Annotated in this window: 21 protein-coding genes; 3 read left to right on the top strand and 18 right to left on the bottom strand. The window is 38.4% G+C overall.

Features of this window, described 5'->3' with window-relative positions; translation table 11 throughout:
- Positions 1-117: 117 nt before the first annotated feature.
- Entirely contained in the window at positions 118-1,278 is a 1,161-nt protein-coding gene (locus K2F45_RS13410) for a TlpA disulfide reductase family protein (protein ID WP_075992631.1), read from the bottom strand.
- Positions 1,279-1,471: 193 nt separating this feature from the next.
- On the opposite strand from K2F45_RS13410, the gene K2F45_RS13415 reads away from it, so the two are divergent.
- Entirely contained in the window at positions 1,472-2,197 is a 726-nt protein-coding gene (locus tag K2F45_RS13415) for a DUF6090 family protein (protein ID WP_075992632.1), read from the top strand.
- A 110-nt stretch (positions 2,198-2,307) separates the two neighbouring features.
- Here the strand turns inward: K2F45_RS13415 and K2F45_RS13420 are convergent, their stop codons facing one another.
- The 13 genes from K2F45_RS13420 to eat form a co-directional block, all read right to left on the bottom strand.
- The gene (locus K2F45_RS13420) at positions 2,308-2,772 is read right to left on the bottom strand and encodes a GNAT family N-acetyltransferase (RefSeq protein WP_075992633.1); all 465 of its coding nucleotides are present in this window, start codon (positions 2,770-2,772) and stop codon (positions 2,308-2,310) included.
- Positions 2,773-2,952: 180 nt separating this feature from the next.
- Positions 2,953-3,945, bottom strand: a complete 993-nt coding sequence (locus tag K2F45_RS13425; protein WP_248931716.1) for a hypothetical protein — start codon at positions 3,943-3,945, stop codon at positions 2,953-2,955.
- An 80-nt stretch (positions 3,946-4,025) separates the two neighbouring features.
- The gene (locus tag K2F45_RS13430) at positions 4,026-5,255 is read right to left on the bottom strand and encodes a S41 family peptidase (protein WP_083663821.1); all 1,230 of its coding nucleotides are present in this window, start codon (positions 5,253-5,255) and stop codon (positions 4,026-4,028) included.
- Between the two features lie 142 nt (positions 5,256-5,397).
- Positions 5,398-6,042, bottom strand: a complete 645-nt coding sequence (locus K2F45_RS13435) for a hypothetical protein (RefSeq protein WP_237241656.1) — start codon at positions 6,040-6,042, stop codon at positions 5,398-5,400.
- Between the two features lie 172 nt (positions 6,043-6,214).
- Complete coding sequence (locus K2F45_RS13440; protein WP_157626092.1) at positions 6,215-6,931, bottom strand: hypothetical protein; 717 nt, start codon at positions 6,929-6,931, stop codon at positions 6,215-6,217.
- Between the two features lie 412 nt (positions 6,932-7,343).
- Entirely contained in the window at positions 7,344-9,071 is a 1,728-nt protein-coding gene (locus tag K2F45_RS13445) for an amidohydrolase (RefSeq protein ID WP_248931717.1), read from the bottom strand.
- Positions 9,072-9,307: 236 nt separating this feature from the next.
- Positions 9,308-10,009: an HAD family hydrolase gene (locus K2F45_RS13450; protein ID WP_075992636.1), complete on the bottom strand. Its 702-nt coding sequence runs from the start codon at positions 10,007-10,009 to the stop codon at positions 9,308-9,310.
- 26 nt (positions 10,010-10,035) lie between these two features.
- Entirely contained in the window at positions 10,036-10,524 is a 489-nt protein-coding gene (locus tag K2F45_RS13455; protein WP_075992637.1) for an NUDIX hydrolase, read from the bottom strand.
- 316 nt (positions 10,525-10,840) lie between these two features.
- Complete coding sequence (locus K2F45_RS13460) at positions 10,841-12,220, bottom strand: aldehyde dehydrogenase family protein (protein WP_157626094.1); 1,380 nt, start codon at positions 12,218-12,220, stop codon at positions 10,841-10,843.
- Positions 12,198-12,974 (bottom strand): gamma-glutamyl-gamma-aminobutyrate hydrolase family protein, encoded by a 777-nt coding sequence (locus tag K2F45_RS13465; protein WP_216640358.1) that lies wholly within the window; start codon positions 12,972-12,974, stop codon positions 12,198-12,200. The genes K2F45_RS13460 and K2F45_RS13465 overlap by 23 nt, the downstream gene beginning before the upstream one ends.
- A complete protein-coding gene (locus K2F45_RS13470; RefSeq protein WP_075992639.1) occupies positions 12,949-14,106 on the bottom strand; it encodes an iron-containing alcohol dehydrogenase in 1,158 nt (385 codons plus the stop codon). Before K2F45_RS13470 ends, K2F45_RS13465 begins: the two co-directional genes overlap by 26 nt.
- 7 nt (positions 14,107-14,113) lie before the next feature.
- Positions 14,114-15,475, bottom strand: coding sequence for a glutamine synthetase family protein (locus tag K2F45_RS13475; RefSeq protein ID WP_157626096.1), 1,362 nt, complete (start codon positions 15,473-15,475; stop codon positions 14,114-14,116).
- The gene (eat, locus tag K2F45_RS13480; RefSeq protein ID WP_075992640.1) at positions 15,472-16,794 is read right to left on the bottom strand and encodes an ethanolamine permease; all 1,323 of its coding nucleotides are present in this window, start codon (positions 16,792-16,794) and stop codon (positions 15,472-15,474) included. The genes K2F45_RS13475 and eat overlap by 4 nt, the downstream gene beginning before the upstream one ends.
- Positions 16,795-16,986: 192 nt before the next feature.
- Between eat and K2F45_RS13485 the strand changes: the two genes are divergently transcribed.
- Positions 16,987-17,451 (top strand): Lrp/AsnC family transcriptional regulator, encoded by a 465-nt coding sequence (locus K2F45_RS13485; protein WP_075992641.1) that lies wholly within the window; start codon positions 16,987-16,989, stop codon positions 17,449-17,451.
- 169 nt (positions 17,452-17,620) lie between these two features.
- Here the strand turns inward: K2F45_RS13485 and K2F45_RS13490 are convergent, their stop codons facing one another.
- Entirely contained in the window at positions 17,621-18,028 is a 408-nt protein-coding gene (locus K2F45_RS13490; protein ID WP_075992642.1) for a pentapeptide repeat-containing protein, read from the bottom strand.
- A gap of 295 nt (positions 18,029-18,323) precedes the next feature.
- Here K2F45_RS13490 and K2F45_RS13495 point away from each other — a divergent pair, with 295 nt between their 5' ends.
- Positions 18,324-19,901, top strand: coding sequence for a Na+/H+ antiporter (locus K2F45_RS13495; RefSeq protein ID WP_075992643.1), 1,578 nt, complete (start codon positions 18,324-18,326; stop codon positions 19,899-19,901).
- A gap of 72 nt (positions 19,902-19,973) precedes the next feature.
- Here K2F45_RS13495 and K2F45_RS13500 read toward each other — a convergent pair whose 3' ends face one another.
- From K2F45_RS13500 to K2F45_RS13510, 3 genes are all read right to left on the bottom strand, one after another.
- Positions 19,974-20,249: a hypothetical protein gene (locus tag K2F45_RS13500; RefSeq protein WP_075992644.1), complete on the bottom strand. Its 276-nt coding sequence runs from the start codon at positions 20,247-20,249 to the stop codon at positions 19,974-19,976.
- A 38-nt stretch (positions 20,250-20,287) separates the two neighbouring features.
- The gene (locus K2F45_RS13505; protein WP_172840690.1) at positions 20,288-22,084 is read right to left on the bottom strand and encodes a serine hydrolase; all 1,797 of its coding nucleotides are present in this window, start codon (positions 22,082-22,084) and stop codon (positions 20,288-20,290) included.
- Positions 22,085-22,456: 372 nt separating this feature from the next.
- Positions 22,457-22,804: a hypothetical protein gene (locus K2F45_RS13510; RefSeq protein WP_157626098.1), complete on the bottom strand. Its 348-nt coding sequence runs from the start codon at positions 22,802-22,804 to the stop codon at positions 22,457-22,459.
- Positions 22,805-22,896: the final 92 nt, after the last annotated feature.

A 22,896-nucleotide genomic window follows, 5' to 3' on the forward strand; every position in this document is an offset into this window, starting at 1 on the left:
TTTGATCAGTCTATTTTTATTACCAGCCCCCCTCAGTCGGTTTCACACTTAGGTTTCGCGACCCTAACGAGAATATCCCAATCTTAATAGAGCTTATTGTATATACTACTAAACTGGCTATTTAGGATCGCTTTTATCTGAAAAGATCGCCTGTAATTTTTCTTCTAAATCTTTCCCCCTGAGGTTGCGGTACACAATTTTTCCTGTAGGATCCAACAAGAAGCTTGCTGGTATGGAATTGATGCCATAACGTTTTGCTGCTTGGCTATCCCAACCTTTTAAATCAGATACTTGTGGCCAGCTCAGCTTATCATCTGCAATTGCTTCGACCCATTGTTTGCGTTGAGCTACTTTATCCAAAGATATTCCTAAGATTTCGAATCCCGAATCTTTGTATTTATTGTAAAGCGCTACTAGATTTGGATTTTCTTCGCGGCATGGTCCACACCAACTAGCCCAAAAGTCTACCAATAGATACTTTCCTCGGAATTCAGATAATTTTAGACTTGTACCCATTTGAGTTTGAAGTTCGAGATCGGGGGCAACCTGTCCAACTTTGGTCCTGATTGACGATTCTAACTGCATGGGTATCTCTTTGGCCAAAGGATAGCTTTTGAGCTTCTCAGCTAAATCGGCATATATCCTTTTAACCTCGTCTATAAATTTCTCCTGTCCAGCAACAAAGGATAAACTGATTAAACTAAGGTAGGACGATGGATGCTGACGAGCAAATGCTAAATGAACACGATATAGGTCATCCATTAATCCTTTTTCCCGATCAATATAAGCCTCCCGTACTTTAGGATCGTTTTGTTGATTGGCTGAAAGTGCATAAAATTCTTTATTAAGTGCTGTAAAGTTATCATCTACGGAGCTACGCATCTTTTTAAAAGCATCTTGGTCGAGATTAATTTGAGATCCACTGATCGTTATATTTTTCAAGGAGTCGCTTGCTTGCATTTGCATAGTGACAGGCTCAAGGTAAAAACGAAAAAAATCCATTTGCTCATTGCGAGAGGGTCTATTTACATAAGGATTTTTATCGAGATATAGCGACGATGAAACAGGATAGTCTACCGTCCCAAAAAACGAAAAATTTCCACCTCTTGAAATAGTGGAATCAACAACAGACTTACCTTCTATTTCGTAGATCAAAAATACTTTGGAACCGTCCTTCAATTGAGGTATTACCCCATTGATCTGATAGGGATTTTGTCCACAAGCGAGGAAAGGAAGTATAAAAACCGCTATTAATAGCAATCCTGTCCATATTTTCATAATATAGCCTATTTTCTGGTAATTTACTATCATAAATATACGCAATTTCTCTGTTCTGAGCCCGTTACTATTTTCTTCCTCAAAAAAGTAATGGACAAGTTATTAATTTGTGTGTTTTACCAAACTTTTGCATCTTTGTGTATTAGCACCAATATTTAACAAAATCACCTTTATATTAACTTAAAGCTGTAAAATGCAAGACGAGATCATTAAGCACACGAAGAAAATTTATAAAACCGCAAAAGAGCCAAAGCATAGCCTCTCTGAAAAACTGAAAGAAATATCCATTGAGATCTTCATTATCGTTTTTGCAGTATCACTTTCTATATGGCTTCACGGCTGGAGCGAGCATCGGCATGAACAACGAGAAGTAAAAGAATTTTTGGAAGATCTAAAAGTCGACCTCCAAAAAGATGTCCACGATTTGGAAAAGCAAAATTCCTACTTGACAAATACAGCTGAAGGTTGTAAATTTTACGGAGAACTAAACCAACAAAAAATTGATAGCTTGGTGAAAGTCAACCCGAATGACCGTATTAAGATGAACCTTAATCCGATCTTTAAGATCAGAAATACCGGAAATTATGAAGGATTCCGATCTAGTGGGAAAATTGGTCTCATCAAGGATCGAAAATTAAAAACAGGAATTTTGGAATATTATCAAACCGTAGTGCCATCAAAAGACGATTGGCAAACCTACTACAACGCATTGGTTTTTAAGCTCGCCGATGAACTAGTATCCATTCCTAATGCAAATATAAATCCCGATATGATGTATAAAGCAGTTAATGCATCGCCAAAAGTAAAAGGAATCCTTATCAATGCAGCATCTCAAGCAAATATGATTATTCAGCTGAATAATCAGGTCATCAAATCTGCCAAAGAAATCATTGCCGAAATTGAGCATAATAATGAATAAATCGGTTTCGAATGAGTTCATAACGCCAAAAAAAGACAGCTTTTAAAAATTTAAAAGCTGTCTTTTTTTTAATTTGTTATAGAAATTATCCCAATGAATTTTCATTATTATCAATCATCGATTTCCATACGCATTTCCAGAAGATTTGGTCTAAATCCTGCCTTTGCATAGGCTTTTTTTGCACTCGTATTTTCTTCATAAACCTGAAGTCTTACTTCTGAAATATTTCTTTCTTTTGCCCAGTTGATCAATCGATGTAAAATCATTTTGTTGATACCCTGCCCTCGATATTCGGGTTTAACAAACATAAATCCGAGGTAAGCATACTTTTCATATTTTTGATAAGGTTTTGCATCCAATAATCTCGCATATCCTGATCCGACAACTTGATTGTCAACAATTGCAACAAGAACTTCAGCCTCCCTGGACCTGATCAGTTCTAGGAGATCATAATAATGAATTTCGCCTAACTTCAATGTATTATCAAAAGGTCGTTCAGCTTCAACAATTCCTTGTTCAAACTCGATTAATACATTGATTTCGCTTTCTTTTGCTTGTCTGATGATTATTTCCATAATTAAGAATCTACGTCTATTATTTTGCCTTTTGTTGGCTATATCCACTGTTTGCAAATTACAAAACGAATAGCAACTATAGTATTATTTTCATATTTTAAGTTCTTGTAGAAAGGAACTTAAGAACCTTTTTGCCTTTTCAAATACAAGTTACATGTTTTATCACTTATAACAGACGGCCTATTTATCAAGAACATACTCTCGTTTTTCCAATACCCCATTTTTGTATAGTTCAGTATAAACCAACGGGCCTTTTTTTCTTGTGTTGATTATTGGTTCACCCGTTTCTTCATTATATTCTTGCAATAATTTATAACAGTTCCATTTGCCATCAGGAAGACCTCCTTTATACCTTGCTTCCAAGTACGTATACGAATCTGTAAATGATGGATATTCTTGTAAATCCACATACCGATTTGCTTTAAATTCTATCCATTTTCCTTCTTTGTGGTGATTTTTTATTGAGCCCTGTTCTTCATCAGTTTTATATAAACCATTCTGATCATAGTATCTGACAAATGTTCCGTTGTGTAAAAGCTGAAATTGATAAACAGGTTTCTGTCTAAAGGGATTTTCATTAAATTCATAATCCCGCAATGAGATTATAAAGTTTTTATCTATATAAAATAATGTATAGTCCGTGAATCCCATTTCTCCCTCATGATGAAGATATATTCTTTTTATATCAACTGGCTTCCCATTCTTTACTGAAATTAAATATATTTTTTCTATGAATGGCTCGCTATAAAGGACTGCATTATATACAGCTAAAAAATGCAGCGAATACCCTCTATAACTGAGAAAATTAGAGGCAATTTTAATATGACTATATTCTTTACCTATAGCTTGCTCAAATGGAAAAGAAACGTCATATGCTTCTGGTAGCACCATGAGATCGTTTTTGAGTAATTGCTCAAATTTGAGCGCATAAAGATTTTCTAAGCCACGATGATCTTGTATAGCAGACAATATGGAGTCGATAGGTAGTTGTTTTGAAATATTTGAATATCCAAATGGAAGTGCTATGCAGTTTTTTTTATCCGCGTTAAAAAAGGTAGATCCTTTAACAAATACAGGTATATTCAAGCTCTTATTTTCCGTTTGTGCTTTGCAGTAGTTGGAAAGAAGCATAAACAAAAGAAGGATAAAAGTATCGTTAACTTTATTAAGCATAAACTTTTTATTTGTTCACATTGATCATAACATTGCTCCACAAGTTTTAGGGCAAACTGAGTCGGAATCCCCTAATTAATCTAAAAAGCCACCTCCCTAGCTTTTTCTAATGTTTCTTCGATATTTTTACATAAAATCTTGGGAATAAAATCCTCTCTTGGTATTCCGTTGATATGATACAATCTTTCAGTCGGAAATTGAAATCCAATTTTTGTTTCTGTGAGACGGAAATTTGAAATTGCGCCTAATAGTCCCGCCATAGGTGTGCCAATAACTGTAGCGCTATCTAGCGCGTCAAAACCAATAGCTATCCCTTCTCCCATACTTCCTGTCCAGTGTCCCACGAGGATATACACATTACCCTTGTAGGTTTTCTTACGTGGACTTACATACTCTACCCAATGTCGTTTTGTGTCATAATCCTTCTCATCAAATTCGTGAATCTGATAAGGTAGAACTTTATTGACAAACCGGCCCATAATGGCCCTCGCAACAGTTGAATTTCCACCGCTAGGAGTTTCTGTCAAATCCAAAATAAGGTTTTTATTAGAAATCAAACTGTCAAGAGCTTTATCAAATTCACCGATCAAGTTGTCATTTCCCAGTGAATTATTGATTTTGACATACCCCGTGTTTTCATTTATAACTTTATAATACAACAATTCATTCCTATTGGCATAGCTCACTGGTTCAAATGTCTTGCGTTCTCCGTTTTCAACTACGGTAATCACTCGTTTTTTATCGTGAGTTCCTGCAAAAAGCATATCTAAAGCATACTGATACATCTTTGGACTGTGATAATCTGTAAATCGAGGTAAGAAACTTTTTAACTGTTCATCTATTGATACTCCGTTGAAAAGAGTTACTTGCATACCAATTTTTAACCCAGCTAAATCTGCACCAAAACCTTTTCTTAAGTCTTTTATTAAATATTTGTTCTGATCTTTTTCTACACGTATGTCGGACCACGATGGAATTAACCTGTTCGACGTATTAAGATTTATGCTTAATGATGAATGCCCATTGTACAGCTCATTCAACGTATTTTCAAGTAACTGAATAAACTCGTTGTCGTTTCTAACTTTTTCTGCTTGTGCTGAATAAATCTCTTTGACTTTATTCCAGTCGATATTTTGACTTTCTAAATAGGCGTAATGTTTATTGATGTCAGACCAAAACTCGTAAAAATCCTTTTGATATTTGGTTTGAGCGAAAATATTATTCTCTGTTAAAAATAAGAATGCTATAGTAAAAATAGCTTTAGTCAATAGGCTTAATTTCATCGTTGTGTTCTTGAATTGGTATTTCATTGGTTCAATAGGTAGCAAAAATAATAAAACCATCGTTAAAATAATACGGACTCTTTTGAAGTTACATTACTTTCTCATAATTCCTTCGCATAGATAGTTATAACTTGGAAAATCGTAGTTTTGTGATTCAGCAACTAAACTACTAACATCCCATAGGAGTTTTGATAATGATAAATTTGGTGAATTCTTTACCGTTGTCTTTACGACGACATGTGATCCGTAAAAAATACCGGCTTACGCTGACTGCTGATGGATATTCAGTTGGCGATTTTACTTTAGCCAAAAGTTTAAACCATTCTTCACCACAGTGCTCTTTTACTTTTTGTCTCAACTCGTCCATAGACACGCTAGGAAAGGATCGATAGTCCTGATCGGTATATTCTTCACTAAAAAATAGTCCATTCCTAACTTGTTTTAAAGACTTCCAGTCTGAGTTAAAATGTTTCCAATCAGTAAGATCACAATGGGGCCCTTCGTTCATAATAGTTACGCTGGTTTCATAGCGTTGTTCCACCATCAAATCACTAATCTGATCACTTAAAATAGAAATATAACTTCCCTCGATACTTTCTCCGACTTCTGCATCGATCTCTACCGTATCCCTTTGTAGCTGATCCATCTTTTCTGGATCAAAAATGGCCATTCCTTGAATTGAAACGACAAATTCATTGAACTTTATTGTTGTTGTAGCCTTCACGTTATTCGCAGTATGTGAGGTAGGTGCAGTATCTATCTGCTGCTGGGAGATTGCTACTTTTCCGTCAATAAGATGTTCTAATTGCTTCACATCCCTTTTTTGTTGGAGGATGCTAGGGTTGTTACAAGAGCAAATTGCGGCAGTTAAAATGATGATATTATGTCGTATTTTCATAAAGTTTTTAAGAGGTAAGTAGATACTACTTTACCTTATTAAATAAATCGATTCGTTATTACTCAAGTGATCAGCAAGTCACTATACCTTACTTGTTGTTTTCTTGTCTTAATCGGGCAGTGTAGTATGCAAACTGCTTGCTGTTTTCATTGTCAATTTTCTTAAGCGTAAAGGCTTTTATGATAATTGTCGTGTTATCGACCCATCTGATATTTTCCACTGCCCAATTGTCCGTTTCAAAACTGTTGTATTCGGAAAATTTGATTCGGAAAGGAGCTTTTCCACTATGGACGGCAATAACCCCAATAAAGCAACTATTCGAAGTATATACCTGATTGTAATAGTAAGCAAGAAAATATCCGTTTGGAGAAGGAATTGGTATTTCAACTGCTGCGTCGCCAATTGAAGCAATTGTATGTTGACTACCATTGGTGCTATCGATTAAAACCAGATCGCTAAAACCTAATGATTCGGAAACATGATTGCTTACGAGAATATGCATTTTTAGTTGGGGAAGATAGCCTTTATACTCCCAGCCCCGAAATCCATCACCCTGATTTGCTGAAAAACTATATTTCTTGAACTTTAACTCGCCTTTGCCAGTTTGAATCAAAAGGTTTTTTCCTTCAATAGTAGGAGTTTTATTGACAATATTATTGGAGCTAATTGCTTTACGATAGTCTTCTATTGTAGCCGTATTGAATACTAATTTAGGAAGGCTATTATACCGATCTCCATAACCTACTGTTAAATTTGGTATAGATTGACCGTAAACAAGGTTTATCGAAAAAAAAAATATCAACATCAATTTCATATTTATTTCTTGATTTTAGTAAGAGAAGGATCCTATCTGAGATGAACTTCCTCGCATCGTACGATAAAATAGATCAATTCATTTAAAAATGAATTTTTGAACTGATTATCTTATAAAGATAGGCCACAAGCCACAAGAGTTAAAGACCATTTTATATTTGCATGCGGCGATTTATTATTCGCTATATTTTTTTTAAAAGAAGAAGATTTGATGCTGCTGTATCGTTATGCAACTCTCCTGTTTTATTTCAACATTTGATCCTTTTGAAAACGAGGAATTCTACTTAGCGTCATCCTCCCAATAGAATGGCAAAAACATACAATAATAGCGGGTTGTTCCCAAACAATTGCGAATTAAAATGTGGTTTAAAATGATGTCTTTATTTATTGGATTTGCAGATTGATCAATTTCGCTTAAAGACTGTCTTCCCTTCTTTGATGGTTTCAACTACTTTGACATCCCGTAATTTTTTTGGGTCAATTGTTAACGGATTCTGATCCAAAATAACTAAATCAGCTAGTTTTCCTTTTTTAAGAGAGCCTTTATCTTTTTCTTCCTGATACTGATAGGCAGCATTGATCGTAATTGCTTTGAGCGCGTCCCTTACATCAATTCGTTCATCTGGCCCCAATAACATACCCGAACGTGTCGTCCGGTTGACCGCAGCATACACCCCAGTCATTAGATCGGGAGGTGTTACAGGACTATCATGATGGATGGTAAACAATATTCCTGCTTTTTTTGCTGATTGAGCTGGACTAATAAACGCCGCACGTTTGGGGCCAAAAACACTTTGATAGTGCCAATCCCCCCATAAATAAACATGGGACGAAAAATATGAAGGAATAACACCGATCTCTTTTATCTTGGCGATGTGATCAGGTCGGCTGTTCTGCACATGTATCAAGGTTGCCCTAAGCTCAGGCTTATAAATTCCTTCGGTTTTCAATTTGCCGATCACACGAAGTGCTTGATCAATAGCCGCATCGCCGTTAACATGTAATTGCGCCGTAATATGATTTGAAAACACTGTTTTTAAATCATTGTAGAGGGTCTCATCTGAAAAAATTGGAAAACCTTTGTAGTCGGCCGATTGGCCTTCTGGGGGAATGAGGTATGGTTCTGTCAACCAGGCTGTCTTCCCTTGAGGGGAACCATCGTCCGAGAATTTAAATCCACCAAATTTCAAGTGCTTTTCGTATTTCATGTAATTGGGTTTAAAGGATTTCCATTCGGCTTTGTTTGCTTCAAAATCCGGAAAATAAACCACGTCAGCCTTTAAAAGATTTTTCGAAGCGGCTTCCTTTAACAGGCCAACACTCACTCCCATCGAACGTCCATCACAGATCGTTGTCTGACCATAGCTAAGCCATTCGTCCTGCGCTTTGACAAAATCTTTTAGGGATTGGGATAGTTTATCTTCTGCCTGTTTGGGCTTGGGAATCATATCCGTTAACTTCACCAACGCGGCGAAAGAAGCATTTTCTTCCAATTTACCGTTTAGTCGATTATCAGGGCTTCGGCCATAATGCCCTCCCTCGGGGTCTTTCACATTTTCGGCAATACCTAATAACTTCAACATCGCACTATTGACAACGCTTGCATGACCAGAAGCATGAATGACAATAATGGGATTTGTCGTACTGACTGCATCCAATTCCTGACGAGTCGGATGACGATGCTCAAGCATGATGGCGTCATCATAACCATTTCCTAATACAGGAACAGCCGCCCCCAGTTTTGTTTGCTTAATAACTGTTAATAGAGCCTTTTGAAGATCGGGTATTGAATTAACGGTACCGTATGGACTTGGAGATAAATCTACTGCCTGTTCAATCCCTGCTCTTGAAGTGATATGGCCATGGGCGTCAATAAAGCCGGGCAATAAAGTTTTTCCTTTTAAATCGATCTGTTTGGTGTTTTCTCCTATATAGGGATCTGCTTCTTTCCGGTTACCAACGAAAAGAATCTTCCCGTCTTTTAATACTAAAGCATCTACTTGAGGAAAATCATCTTCCATCGTTACAATATTTCCACCAAAATAGAAGGTATCCCCTTTTTGCTGGTTGCTCTTACAGCTTAAAATAAAAAGAGGTAAAAAGAAAAATAGATATTTCGTAATTATTGCCATGTGAAAGGTTAACTGTACTAATGAATAACAAAAGAAATCAGTTAATTGTTTCGCAGCTCTTTGCAGGGGAATAGTCAGTTAATGCTTTGTGTTCGGCGATAAACAGATCGTCGACCTAACCGCGAGGATCATTTTGACGAATGCACTGAACCGACTGCAGATCGGTATGGAGGATAACGATTAAAAATAGTGGTATTGAAATGACTAAAAATGCGCATCTAGATACGCATTTTAGATTAAAGCAGAATCGGTAGTAGTTGATTCAGACTTTCTACCTGAAGAAAATTGCTTGGTTTAATCTCATCACTAGCTTGCTCATGTGTCCAGGTCACATGGTAAGGGACATGTATTGCCTGCCCTCCCAATTCCAATACTGGCAGCACATCGGAGTTGATTGAATTTCCGATCATGATAAAATTTTCGGCGGGGCATTCAATTTTGTTCAATAATTTTATGTAATCCTCATTTTTCTTGTTGCTCATAATCTCCACATGATGGAAATGCTTTTGGAGCCTCGATTTTTTTAGCTTTCTTTCTTGATCCAAAAGGTCACCTTTTGTGGCTACAATTAATTTATAATGTGGACTAAGCCTTACCAGCGTATCTTCGACACCTTCCAATAATTCAATCGGCATCTTTAATAAATCCTGTCCAATCGCTATGATTTTGTCTATTGTCTTCAGCGATAGCTGTCCAGCCGAAATACGGCTGGCAGTCTCTATCATACAAAGAATAAAGCCTTTCACACCATACCCATAGAGGGACAGGTTGTTCATTTCTGTTTCAAATAACTCTTTTGATACTGCATGTTGTGGAAGATAATTTTCCAATAGTGCGCAAAAATCATGTTCTGCTTTTTGAAAATATGGCTCGTTTATCCATAATGTATCATCTGCATCGAATGCAATGACTTTAATGGCAGTTTTATTGATAATCATTCTAATTTTAATTCAATTTAAGTAGTTTACTTGATCTTGGTACCATCATATTGTTCCCTTAGCCCCGTCAAGTTTAGGTCTGAATCATATACGGCATTAAAAGCAAACAGTTTTCCCTTAGCCACATAATCATAAATATAAAGATCGGTTAAAGGGGTCGGAATAGATTCCAGTTCGTCTGCAGAGATCCATTCGAGGTCACCCTCATTACAATAGGGTGCCTCTATATATTCGATATCCGATACATATACATAGCTGATCCAATTGTAATTGACCGGTGATGTTTCGGTTAACAAGCCACAAAATTGTTTTGAAGTGATATGGATTCCTGTTTCTTCCATGACCTCACGAACCACTGCATCGTCCGGGTTTTCAAATGGGTCTAATTTCCCACCAACGGGAACATACATATCTTTATTGGGTTCTTTAAGGCGCTTTAGCAATAGAAACTTATCTTTATTTCTTAATATACATAGTGTGGCTACGCGCTTCAAACCTGTCACTTCATTGCTCATCTCTTTTCTGTTTGTAACAAAAATAGAAAATGTTGCGAGAGTCTTCAAGCATTTTTAGCGAATTCATTCAGCTTATATCTCCTAAGTGACGACTTGCGTATCTATCTGATCGACATAAATCGCTTTGGTGACAGCTTTACCACGAGGCGAGCTAATAATTCCTACGCACTCATCTTTCATTTTGAATAGCTCTTTAAGAGGATAATATGGTTTCAATATTTTCATGGATCTAGGCTTATAACTTCGTATAAATGGGAAAGCCCATTATCCGATGAACTATCGGCATAATGGGCTATATCTGTAAAATAGATATGAATCATAGGGATCTTAAATGATAGGCTTTAGGCTGAACAAATGCCCGAATACCTTGAGCCGACAAAGTTGAACCTAAACCAGAATTTCTCCGCCCGGACCAAGGTACATTAGGGCTTACTCTGTCGCAGCAGTTCCAATATACTGTTCCTGTATCCATTTTGCCAAGGATATTCATTGCTCTGTCCTGATCGGAAGAAAACACTGCTGCAGTAAGGCCATACCTCGTATCTTGCATCAGCATTATTGCCTCCTCGTCTGAAAATACCTTTTGTATACCTATCAGCGGGCCAAAAGTTTCTTCACGCATAAGTGCCATATTGTGATTACAATGTTCGAATACAGTTGGGGCATAATAATATCCCTCACCTTCTAATGCGTGTCCGCCCAACCGCAGTATTGCTCCCTTTTCAAGGGCATCTTTCACCTGCTCTTCAAGAACGTCCAGTTGAGCAGCTCTGGTTAAAGGGCCAATAAATGTATCTTCAGCACATGGATCGCCCACCCGATAGGACGCTACCTCCTCAATAAATGCCTCGACAAACTGATCGTATATCTGTTCTGAAACATAGATGCGTTCAACAGCACAACAGCTCTGCCCATTGTTGTAGAAAGCGCCCTCAGCTGCCGACACTGCCGCCTGTTTTATATCTTTGACATCTTCAGTGACATATAGCGGATCCTTTCCGCCCAACTCAAGCTGGACTGGAACTAATTTATGTGCTACGGTCGTGGCAATATGCACTCCTGTCTTATAGGATCCAGTAAAAAAATAGCCGTCCAATGGCAATGATAAGATATGCTCGCCAATCCGCCCATCTCCTACAACACAATGAAATACATTATCAGGTACGCCTGCCTGATAAAGATATTTTGCAAACTGCAAGCCTGTCAACGTAGCAAATTCAGAAGGTTTATAGAGAACAGCATTGCCCGCAACCAAGGCATAGAGAAAAACATTGAAGCCGACATTATAAGGAAAATTCCATGCAGAAATATTGGCAATTACACCAAGTGGTTCATATCGAATATGTTCTAGCGTTGTGCCATCACGCACAATAACTTCTTCTGAAAGCCATCTTTCAGCATTTTTTCGGAGATGTTCAATGCGGTTCTGTGCTCCGTTAATTTCATTAAGCGATTGTATTATGGGTTTGCCCGTTTCTTTGGTAAGGATCTCTGCAAGCTCCTGTTTATTTGCCAAGATCAGCTGCCCAAATTGTATGATGCACTCTAAACGATCCTTTAAAGGAACTTTTGCCCATGTGTGCTGTCCTTGCTTTAGTAAGGATAGTGTATTTTCCAACTCAACTGTTGTGGTGGAAGGCAACGTTGCCGCTACAGCGCCAGTTGCAGGATTTCTAATTTCTATGTTGTTTTGCATGTTCAATAAAAACATTAAAAATCAAATTTTCATCTAAAAGTATTCCCTTCTGTGTTTGGGAAAATTCGGGATGCCATTGAACACCCATAACTTTCCCGGTCGCTTCTTTGGTATAACCAAATGCCTCGATAAATCCATCTTCTGAACGCGCATACACTTCGAGATCACGGCCAAGATCTTTAACAGCCTGATGATGTACCGTGTTGACCAATGGATTGGCAACATGGCCATATAGTCTGTCGAAAAGTGTTCCTGCCTCTATATGGACCGGATGATTGATTGTATCATATAAACTTGCTGAGCGATGAACAGCCGAATGAGGAAGCTGACTAACGATATCCTGATACATTGTACCTCCAAAATACACGTTCATCAACTGAAATCCCCGACAGATGCCTAAGACCGGCTTATGATTTCTGATGGCATAATCCAATATTTTTAGCTCGTATTGATCCCGATAAGGGTCCCCTTTCCAGGGGCCGATAGGTTCCTCGCCATAATGTTGAGGAGCTATATCGCTTCCACCTTGAAGAACTATACCATCCATCTGGTGTAAGATGTCCGCTAACAATGATTCTTCAAGATCCGGCAATAATATAGGAAGAACACCTTTTTTACTTATCCATCGAGCCATATCATTTTCCATATAACTCAGTGATTTGTGGCCAAAGACTGTCCTCTCGGGGTCTGGATAAAAAAAACAGGCACTAATACCGATTTTTAACATATCATTTTCCTTCGTATGCGGTTTCATAAATTGCAAGAAAATCTGCTTTACTAACAGGCTTGGGGTTCGATGGGTGACAGAAATCTGCAAGCGCAAGTTCTGATAAAGGTTGCAAATGTTCCTTTTTTACGCCAATTGCGGGTAACTGTGTAGGCAGTCCCAAACGCACATTGAGGTCAAACAGATAGTCAACAACCTTGTCTCCAGCATTGTTGCCAAGCCCCAAAGCCATGGCCATCTTATCGAAACGATCTTCAAAACCCGCATAATTAAACTGCATGCCGTAAGGAAGATTTACCGCGTTGGCCAGTCCATGATGAGTATCGAGGAGCGAAGAAAGCGGATGCGCTAAACTATGAACGACTCCTAATCCCTTCTGAAATGCAACAGCTCCCATCAATGATGCCAAAAGCATTTTAGAGCGCGATTGCAAGTCAGATTCTTTTGTAGCGCACTCAATCGAAGTAGCCACCATGGCCATTCCTTCAAGCGCAATACCATCACACATCGGATGGTACCCTTTGGCCAAATATGCTTCCATATTGTGGGTAAGTGCGTCCATTCCCGTTGCCGCCGTAATAAACGGTGGCAGGTCCATTGTAAGCAAAGGATCGGCAAATACAATTTTTGCCATCAATCTCGGACTAAACAGAATTCGTTTTTTCTTGGTTTCATCTTCTGAAATAATAGCACTACGGCCCACCTCACTCCCGGTCCCAGCGGTCGTAGGTACAGTAATCAATGGTGGTATCTCGTTGGTCACATAGATATCGCCTCCGATCAGATCGTCGTAATCAAATAAATCACGATGATGATTTGCGCGCAAGGCAATTGCCCGTGCTACGTCGAGTGCTGCTCCACCACCAACGCCAATAATTGAATCTCTATTTTGCCCTCTAAAGACATCTCCTCCCAAAAGGACATCAGATTTTACTGGATTTTTGTGCAAATCATGAAAGACAATAACGTCGATCCCTTTGTTCGTCAGCTTTTGTTGAACTTCCTTAAAAAATGGCAGTTCGGCAATAGTCGGATCCGTTACCAATAAAGGGCGACTAAGTCCATTGGCCAATAAATAGCCTGGGAGCTCGTCGATCACTCCAGCACCAAAACGGATCGGTGTAGGAAAATTAAAACCATAAATTTTTGCTGTATCCATCGTTCAGTTATATAATTTCAAAATATCTTTTTGTTTCCCAATCTGTTACTTGCTCTGAAAATTGTCGCCATTCCCATAACCTTGATTTACAAAAATGATCGACAAACTTTTGGCCAAACAACTCGGATGCTATTTGCGATTGCGCCATTCGAGTGGTCGCATCGTAGAGATTTCTTGGTAATACGCCATGTTGCAGATCTTCATAACCATTTCCGATAGTATGTCGATTGTCCAATGGCAATTTATGTTTGATGCCGTACAACCCGCTAGCCAAACATGCTACTATGGCCAAGTAAGGGTTCACATCTGAACCGACAACACGGTGTTCAATGCGCGTGGCTTTAGGGCCACCTTCAATGACCCGGAGTGCTGTGGTACGATTATCTATGCCCCAGGTCAGGGTTGTAGGTGCCCATGCTCCTTCAGTCAGCCTTTTATAACTGTTAACAGTAGGCGCCAATAACGGTAGAATATCAGGTAAACAATACAATTGCCCAGCAAGAAAATGCTTCATCAACTGGCTCATTCCGAGTTCATCTTCTTTATCATAAAAGAGGTTACTCTGTTTGTTGAGATCCCAAAGACTTTGATGCACATGGCCGCTGCAACCTGGTAAATCCTTTGTCTGTTTAGCCATAAAACTCGCGGTAATATTATGTTTTTTCCCAATTTCTTTAACGGCAGATTTAAAGAGCGTAGCCCTATCAGCAGCTTCAAGGGCATCACTACATTGGATAGCTGCTTCCAGTACACCTGGCCCGGTCTCCGTATGTAGACCCTCAAGAGGTACGTCGAATCTTTCGAGCATGGCTAAAAGATCCTGAAAAAAACCATAATTGTCGGACATCCGTAAGATAGAATAGCCAAACATACCAGATGTGATTGGTGTCATATCTGTGAAACTATTTTGGGAAGAGGCATCATTGGCTTTCACGAAATTAAACCATTCAAATTCCTGTGAAAAAATTGGTTTAAATCCAGCAGTCTCCGATTGTGAAATTATGGTTTTAAGGAGAGCTCTTGGACACACATTTTGGTCCTGAGAAAGCGGAGATTCAAAATCAGCTAGAAAAAAGGGAATATCCTCCTGCCAGGGAATCTGTCGAAATGTATTTCCATCAATACGTGCCGGGAAATCGCCGTATCCCGTATGCCAGCCTGTAATTTCCACATTGTCATAAACCTGATCGTTAACATCCCATCCAAACACCACCGAACAAAATCCAAATTCATTGTCCAGTGCAGAGATAAACTTATCGCGATGCATGAATTTTCCACGTAAGACCCCGTCTATATCTGCAACGGCAACTTTAACGTGAGTACTTGTGCATGCTTTTAGTTTGGAAATAATTTCATTTTTAGTTATCATAATTCGATGGTTTTATCCTTGTCAAGGAAGATTAGGAAATAAAGGTATGATAAGATGACAAGCCCAAAGAATAATAGAGCTGTCAATGGGTTATAATATATCATTGCAATGAGACAAACGACAGCGATAATCAACGCAATCGCTGGAAACAACGGATACAACGGAACTTTGAATGGGCGTTCCAGATCAGGTTCCTTTTTTCGCAAGGCAAAAAATGACCACATGGATATAATGTAAAGACAGATTGCCCCAAAACATGCGATGGTAATAATACCTGCGGTCTTCCCGGTCAGTAATGCTATGATGCCAATAGCCATATTGATTAAGAGTGCATTGGCCGGAGTCTTAAATCGTTGATGTACTTTTCCAAGAATCGACGGTGCATAACCCACTCTCCCAAACTCGAAGGTAGCTCTGCCACCAGCGAGAATGATACCATGAAATGAGGCTATAAGACCCAATAGGCCAACACCTATAAGTAATTTATAAAGAATATGGCGATTATCAATGACGTGTGCAATAGCAAGTGGCAACGGCGAATCTGACGGTTCAGTACTTCCGACAGGATACACAACAGCCTCCCAACCGCCGACACCCACCGCCGATAAAAATGTAATGATACAAAGCACAACTAAAGTCACTATGGCCGATCCAAAACCGATTAACACATTTTTCTGTGGATTGATAGTTTCCTCAGCGACATTGGCCACACCTTCAATAGCGAGAAAAAACCAGATAGCAAACGGAATAGCAGCAAAAATGCCAGAGAACCCATTGGGCAATGCGTTGTGCTCAAGGTTAGAGAATTCGAAAGCTGGAAATGTAACCCCTGCAAATATCAGTAATTCAATAACCGCAAGAACAGTTACAACCAATTCAAATGATGCAGCGAGCTTAACCCCCAGTATATTCATTGAAGTGAAAATCACATAGGCCCCAATCGCAAAAATAAGATAGTCAACCGAAGGATGCAGTAAATGTAGATAAGCACCTATAGCAGCGGCAATGGCAGGCGGTGCAAAAACAAACTCGATATTTTGTGCAATACCGGCGACAAATCCCAAATGCTTGCCCAGTCCTCGATTGGCATATTCAAAGGCTCCGCCAGCCCTAGGAATCGCACAAGCCAGCTCTGTATAGCTGAATGTAAATGTAAGATACATGATAATAACGAATACTGTAGCAATGGCCAATCCCAATGTGCCGCCTTCCGCCAAACCGAGATTCCATCCAAAATACATTCCCGAGATAACATAGCCTACACCTAATCCCCATAACATAACAGGACCAAGGACTTTTTTTAATTGAGGCTCACTCATAATTTTATTTAGGTTGGTAAATTGATAGTAATTAACTAATCTAAATTTACTACATATAGTTTAAATGATAGTGTTATATATCTGTGATTATAGCTATTTTAGTAAAATAATATGGTTAGATATCATTTACTAGTGTATACGATCTAACTATAGTCTTAGATATACTTTTTTTAGATTTAATTTACTACGATCATGAAATTGGATGAGAAAGACCTCATGCTTCTGGACCTGTTGCAACAGGATGCGAATATAAGTAACAAGGAAATATCTGACCGTGTTAATTTATCGATGACTCCCGTATACGAACGTATTAAGAAATTAATAGCAACCTCTGTTCTTAAACAGAAAGTCTTTCTGCTGGACAGAAGAAAACTTGATCTTAATCTAATGGTACTCGTATCCATCAGTATGGAAAAACATTCCAATGAAAGTGCCTTGTTATTTATGGAAGAGATACAAAAATTTCCAGAAGTAGTCGAGTGTTTTCACGTAACGGGCGCATTTGACTATCAAATAAAGGTCATGGTTAGGGATGTCGATCACTATCACGAATTCAATTTTAATAAACTGGCAACAATCAAGGGAATCAGACATATGGAAAGTTATTTTGTGATGAAAGAAATCGTGAATACAACTCGTCTCCCAATCTTTCTTTGATAATTTAGTCTAGCGTATTTTGGATTTCAAATGATTCAGCTTTCCGATTCTGCACTGATGACTCTCCTAATTTAGCCTCCCAAAATTGATGGATTTCATTGGTATAGCAACTGCACTTAGGCAATGGTTCATACCTGCAGAACCATGCCCTTTGTATGTAAAGTGTTGTTTATAGGAGGACAATATTCTCAAGCGATACGCCTACTCCCTTCAGAGCAGCATAGGTTAATTTGTCCATTGATGCTCCGTCAAAATCAATAGTTTTAAGACTCTTATAATATTTATTCGTAAGCGCAAAGGTTGGCCGAAAGAAAACATTTCTAAGAATCACCCCGCTAAATGAACTGTTTGCTAGGTCTGCATTATCGAATTTTACATCCATAAAAACTTGCCCATCGAAGCTTATGCCTCTCATATCACAAGACTGAAAGCTAACACCATTAAATTCACAGTCTTCAAAAATAGTTCTTCTGAGATCCGACGCTGTAAATTTTACATCAGCCACCTTTATACCAATACCTCCAGTTGTAATTATGCTACTATCGTTGTATTCTAACAACTTCGCGTTGTTACCCATAAAATATAGCCCTATGCAGCTGTTTAAACAGGATTTTAAGTGAAAACTCCTAAAAGACGAACCTTTGTTTATAGTGACACCATCCAATATTTTAAATCTTGGGGTAAAGTCAAAGACAAATTTTGCCTAATTTAGGAAGATTTACCATAGGAATATAAGTTAAAACATGTTGCCTTCAATTGTCCAGTTGGTAGATGACTTTCTTGTAGCAATTCGTAGGCAACCATGAATACCGCCAAGCTAGTTTAAATATTTCTAGAAATTTGATCTATATTTATGTACCTAAAATTTACATATGTTGGAGAATTTTGAGTTTTACCTTTTTTTAGTTCTACTAATCACTATGTTGATCATGTTGGCGAAGAAAATTCAGGTTGCATACCCTGTTTTACTCGTATTAGCGGGACTTGTAATAAGTTTTATCCCGGGAGTTCCTCCTATAAAGGTAGAACCCGAATTGATATTCATTATTTTTTTACCGCCACTCCTCTACGAGGCCGCTTGGTCAACTTCCTGGAAAGAACTCTGGCGATGGCGTCGGATTATCTTCAGCTTTGCCTTTGTTGTCGTCTTTTTTACAGCATTATCCGTTGCCGTTTTTGCCAACTATTTTATTCCAGGATTCTCCTTAGCTCTTGGCTTTCTATTGGGTGGAATAGTTTCCCCTCCCGATGCGGTTAGTGCTGGTGCAATTTTAAAATTCGTGAAGGTACCCAAAAGGCTGGCGTCCATACTGGAAGGTGAAAGTTTGTTGAATGATGCTTCCTCATTAATAATTTTTCGCTTTGCAATGATTGCTGCTGCTACTGGCCAATATGTTTGGTACCAAGCCGCCGGAAGCTTTATTTGGATGTGTATTGGTGGAGTGGGAATCGGACTTACAATTGCCTATGTTTTTTTGAAAATGCACAAACTTTTACCAACCGATTCCAATACAGATATATTGCTAACTTTTATTGCACCGTTCTCGATGTATTTGGTAGCGGAACAGCTCCACGCTTCTGGGGTTCTTGCGGTTGTCAGTGGCGGCTTATTTCTCTCTTATCGTAGTCACGATTTTTTGAGCAGTGCATCCCGGATCCGGACAGTAACCGTATGGGAAAGCTTCTGCTTTCTGTTGAATGGCATCGTCTTTATGCTTATCGGATTAGATTTACCGGAAATTGTTTTTGGATTGGGTGATACCAATATCTCTACTGCTATTGGATATGGCGTAGCAGTTACAATAGTCCTTATTCTTGTACGAGTTTTTGCAGGGTATGCTGCAGTAATTACCACCTTGATTATGAGAAATTTTATAACGGTCGCAGATGCTCAATCCCCGGGTTGGCAAACGCCAATGATTATCGGCTGGACGGGAATGCGTGGTGTCGTTTCTTTGGCAGCAGCACTATCCATCCCATTAACTTTAGCTGATGGATCTCCTTTCCCTCAACGAAACCTTATTCTTTTCATCACATTTGTTGTGATTCTGTTGACCCTACTCGTTCAAGGCTTGACGCTCCCTTTTATATTAAGAAAAATCAAATTAGTAGATAGAGACTTTATTAGAAGTGAAAAGGAGATCGATTATGAAATTCAGAACAGATTGGCCCAAGTCGCCGTTGACAAGATTCGTAATGATTACGCGGACAAAGTTGAAAGTTTTCCTACCTTGAAGGATCAACTACAGAAGTATGAAAATCAACTGCGGAGCTCCGAGATCATCATTAATTACGCCGAATACCGTAAAATCTATATCGATATCCTCGAAACCCAGCGCATTTGGCTTATCAATAAAAATCGTGAGGAACTTTTATTGGACGAAGAGATCATTCGAAAACACCTTCGTTTACTAGATCTTCAGGAAGAAAGATTGAATATGAGAAGTTAGTTTATCCCTAGATCAGCCTAATACTGTACATTAATGATCGACAATACCGTTTGAATTGTCGATCATTAATAGCTAATTTACTTCATCTTCATCCAAATAAATGTCGTGGACAACAAAACGAATATTTTTGCTAAACACCAACATATCCTCCACATCTTCAGAATCTATAGCATAAAGTGTTTCTACCCCACCTTCATCCAGAAGTTCGGAATCTGGTATAAGTTCAAAAAAAGTGATTCCTTCAACAATGGATAATTCTTCAACTTTAATATATGATACATCCTGGCTTTTCCAAAGTGAGAGAATTTCCTTGGAAAACAATCGATAATTATTAGCTTGATTTGACATGGTCGCAAATTAGCAAAAAAAAACTCATTATATTTCTGTTATAACGTTTCTAAAATCTTACTGACTTTTTCATTTTTAGGATTAATTTCAAAAACTTTTCGATAATTCTCCTTAGCGCTATCTATTTGTCCTGACTTCAGGTAGGCTTCCGCTAAACTATCATACACATTTTCACTTTTAGGATATAGCATCGTATTCACCTTAAATATATCAACAGCTTGATTTATTTTATGCTGATTGAGCAGTTCATAACCTACGCCATTCAGGAAACCTTCTGAAAGCAAATCATTGGAACTATCCTGTTCTTTTGCTTTTTGATAAGCTTTTAATCCATCCTCGAAATTTCCTTCTAAAATAAGCTCCAGCGGAGTCCGGTCATTTGCATTGACTTTCGGATTTCTGGAATAAATCTTTTTATCGCGCAAAATCTGTACAAGCTCATATTGACCGCTTTCGGTATCCTTTGAAAATATGACGTTTACGTTTCGATCTCGCATAGCAAATGTATTTGCCGACACTTTAACCAATTCTACAGGCTTGTCTAAATTTTGGGCTGACATTAGCTTGCCATTTTGATTATAGACCCTTATAACACCATATTTTCCAGATCTATAACGTCCACTATTGTCATGCAGTTCTTGAGGACTTAGTGGCAAAATTTTATTTATTGGAGCTAGATAATTGGGCCATTGATAAGTTAATGCGACCGCTCGGACAAGTTCGTTGATAAATTCAGGTTTGTTTGTGTTCGTAAGAATAACTACTCCATCACCGCTTGTTTTATTTCCAATAAAATAGGAGCTAAAGCCTTCGTTCCATCCACCATGGCAAAAATAAGATGAGCCGTTATAATCTTCTAGGAATACACCTAATCCTATAATAGGTTCAATATAGGGACTTGTGAATTCTTCTGCCATCTTCTTAGAGATAACAAGACTACTTTTGCCATTTAAAGTCCGTTGAATATCGATTACGAATCTAGCGTAATCTTCTGCTGTTGACCATAGGCCCGCAGCCGCCTGTTCTGGGTAGACATGATATCTTCCTTCTACCTTTTTGCCATCCATCGTATAAGCCGTCGCCGCAAATTGTCTTTTCGATTCAGGAAGAGGCTGGGCAAAAGTGCTATTTTTCATACCCAAAGGTGAGAGTACCTTTTCTTCCATAATACTGCCATAATCTTTTCCTTCAATGTCAACGAGCATCTGTTGAAGTACCGTATACCCACCGCCTGAATATCGAAAATCTGAGCCGGGAAGTTTATCAACATAAACCATAGGTGTATTAGCTGGCTTTACACCACTCAGTACTTCAACCGCTGTAGGAATTGGGTCTGTTATCCGATACCCCGGGAATCCACTTACAGTAAGTCCCGCAGTATGGCTAACGATATTTTTGAGTGTAACATTTTCCCTTTTGGTCCAGTCATTTTTAGGTATTTTCCAAGATTTTAGGTACAAATTCACATCGACATTCGATTCCAACTTGCCAAGCTCAACTTCCTTCAGTGCGGCATATGCACTTACAGGCTTGCTCATGGAGGCCACCTGAAATAAGGTATTTGACCTGACAGGCGTTTTCGAATCGAGATCGGCAAAGCCATAAGTTTTGCTCCATAATACTTCAGAGTTTTTTATCACAGCGATGCTTACCCCTGGAACCTGATAGAATTCCATACGCGATATAATATTCCATGTCGGTTCACCCTCAAAACGAACAGGGGGTATTAGACTGGATTCTACATGAGAAATCTCATTTATTTTTTGGTGGGCCGTTTGAGCAAATGCGGTTGACACTAGTATCGCAAAAATTCCAGTAATTGGTAAAGCTTTCATTTTATTTATGATCATTTAAATGGTAATACAAAGCTTCTATCCTATCAATCTTTAGCTTTGTAATTCTTCATTGAAATCTAATGCCAATTTTATTGCCAAAAACATAAGCCACTATAAGACAGTTTGATATCATACTGTTTTAATATAAATTGATCGTATTCGGACATTTAATGTCCGAATACGATCAATTTAATTAGGTAAGTGGTACCTCGATTTTCTAATATCATCACCTGTCTGCCTTATCGCATGTTCGCATGCAGCAGCCATCTTCATTGTCGTAGTAGGATCGTAAATAAAAGTTTCCTTTGGATTGTATTGCGGAAAATATGAGCGGGGATACTAGCCCCGCTACATCATTTGATTAATTGATACTTAATGATTAGGATTACCATAGTAGTTTTGGTAATTCTGAATGGTAGCGCTAAACCATGCTCCACAGCTACTATAATACATATCATTGGCTCCATAGCTGGTGTATGTTAGAACTTGAGTTTCGATCAACTGACCACTTGTATTATAGATACTCATCGTCAATCTACATAGCGTACGAGACTTTCCGAGTTTGATCTCTTTGGCTTCGCTCACAATATTCAAATTAGTTTTTCCAGTTTGTGATTCGTAAATCGTTGATTTTTCAACAACGCTGTTGTCGACCGATTTTGGACCTGTTTTTGCAAAAGTAGCAGATGACATTAAAGCCAAGGCTACGACGCTCATCATTAATTTTTTCATGTTTTTAAGTTTTAGATAAATACATTGGAGGACCAGCCTCTCTGTTAATTAATCCAAAACTGCTAATAAATTTAATTCAG

This window comes from Sphingobacterium siyangense, from assembly GCF_023277505.1.
Classification (GTDB): domain Bacteria; phylum Bacteroidota; class Bacteroidia; order Sphingobacteriales; family Sphingobacteriaceae; genus Sphingobacterium; species Sphingobacterium siyangense.

Bases quoted from the DNA above. Each gene is read 5' to 3' on its own strand.
- K2F45_RS13410 (WP_075992631.1), bottom strand. From the start codon at position 1,278: ATGAAAATATGGACAGGATTGCTATTAATAGCGGTTTTTATACTTCCT.
- K2F45_RS13415 (WP_075992632.1), top strand. From the start codon at position 1,472: ATGCAAGACGAGATCATTAAGCACACGAAGAAAATTTATAAAACCGCA.
- K2F45_RS13420 (WP_075992633.1), bottom strand. From the start codon at position 2,772: ATGGAAATAATCATCAGACAAGCAAAAGAAAGCGAAATCAATGTATTA.
- K2F45_RS13425 (WP_248931716.1), bottom strand. From the start codon at position 3,945: ATGCTTAATAAAGTTAACGATACTTTTATCCTTCTTTTGTTTATGCTT.
- K2F45_RS13430 (WP_083663821.1), bottom strand. From the start codon at position 5,255: ATGAAATACCAATTCAAGAACACAACGATGAAATTAAGCCTATTGACT.
- K2F45_RS13440 (WP_157626092.1), bottom strand. From the start codon at position 6,931: ATGTTGATATTTTTTTTTTCGATAAACCTTGTTTACGGTCAATCTATA.
- K2F45_RS13445 (WP_248931717.1), bottom strand. From the start codon at position 9,071: ATGGCAATAATTACGAAATATCTATTTTTCTTTTTACCTCTTTTTATT.
- K2F45_RS13450 (WP_075992636.1), bottom strand. From the start codon at position 10,009: ATGATTATCAATAAAACTGCCATTAAAGTCATTGCATTCGATGCAGAT.
- K2F45_RS13455 (WP_075992637.1), bottom strand. From the start codon at position 10,524: ATGAGCAATGAAGTGACAGGTTTGAAGCGCGTAGCCACACTATGTATA.
- K2F45_RS13460 (WP_157626094.1), bottom strand. From the start codon at position 12,220: ATGCAAAACAACATAGAAATTAGAAATCCTGCAACTGGCGCTGTAGCG.
- K2F45_RS13465 (WP_216640358.1), bottom strand. From the start codon at position 12,974: ATGAAACCGCATACGAAGGAAAATGATATGTTAAAAATCGGTATTAGT.
- K2F45_RS13470 (WP_075992639.1), bottom strand. From the start codon at position 14,106: ATGGATACAGCAAAAATTTATGGTTTTAATTTTCCTACACCGATCCGT.
- K2F45_RS13475 (WP_157626096.1), bottom strand. From the start codon at position 15,475: ATGATAACTAAAAATGAAATTATTTCCAAACTAAAAGCATGCACAAGT.
- eat (WP_075992640.1), bottom strand. From the start codon at position 16,794: ATGAGTGAGCCTCAATTAAAAAAAGTCCTTGGTCCTGTTATGTTATGG.
- K2F45_RS13485 (WP_075992641.1), top strand. From the start codon at position 16,987: ATGAAATTGGATGAGAAAGACCTCATGCTTCTGGACCTGTTGCAACAG.
- K2F45_RS13490 (WP_075992642.1), bottom strand. From the start codon at position 18,028: ATGGGTAACAACGCGAAGTTGTTAGAATACAACGATAGTAGCATAATT.
- K2F45_RS13495 (WP_075992643.1), top strand. From the start codon at position 18,324: ATGTTGGAGAATTTTGAGTTTTACCTTTTTTTAGTTCTACTAATCACT.
- K2F45_RS13500 (WP_075992644.1), bottom strand. From the start codon at position 20,249: ATGTCAAATCAAGCTAATAATTATCGATTGTTTTCCAAGGAAATTCTC.
- K2F45_RS13505 (WP_172840690.1), bottom strand. From the start codon at position 22,084: ATGAAAGCTTTACCAATTACTGGAATTTTTGCGATACTAGTGTCAACC.
- K2F45_RS13510 (WP_157626098.1), bottom strand. From the start codon at position 22,804: ATGATGAGCGTCGTAGCCTTGGCTTTAATGTCATCTGCTACTTTTGCA.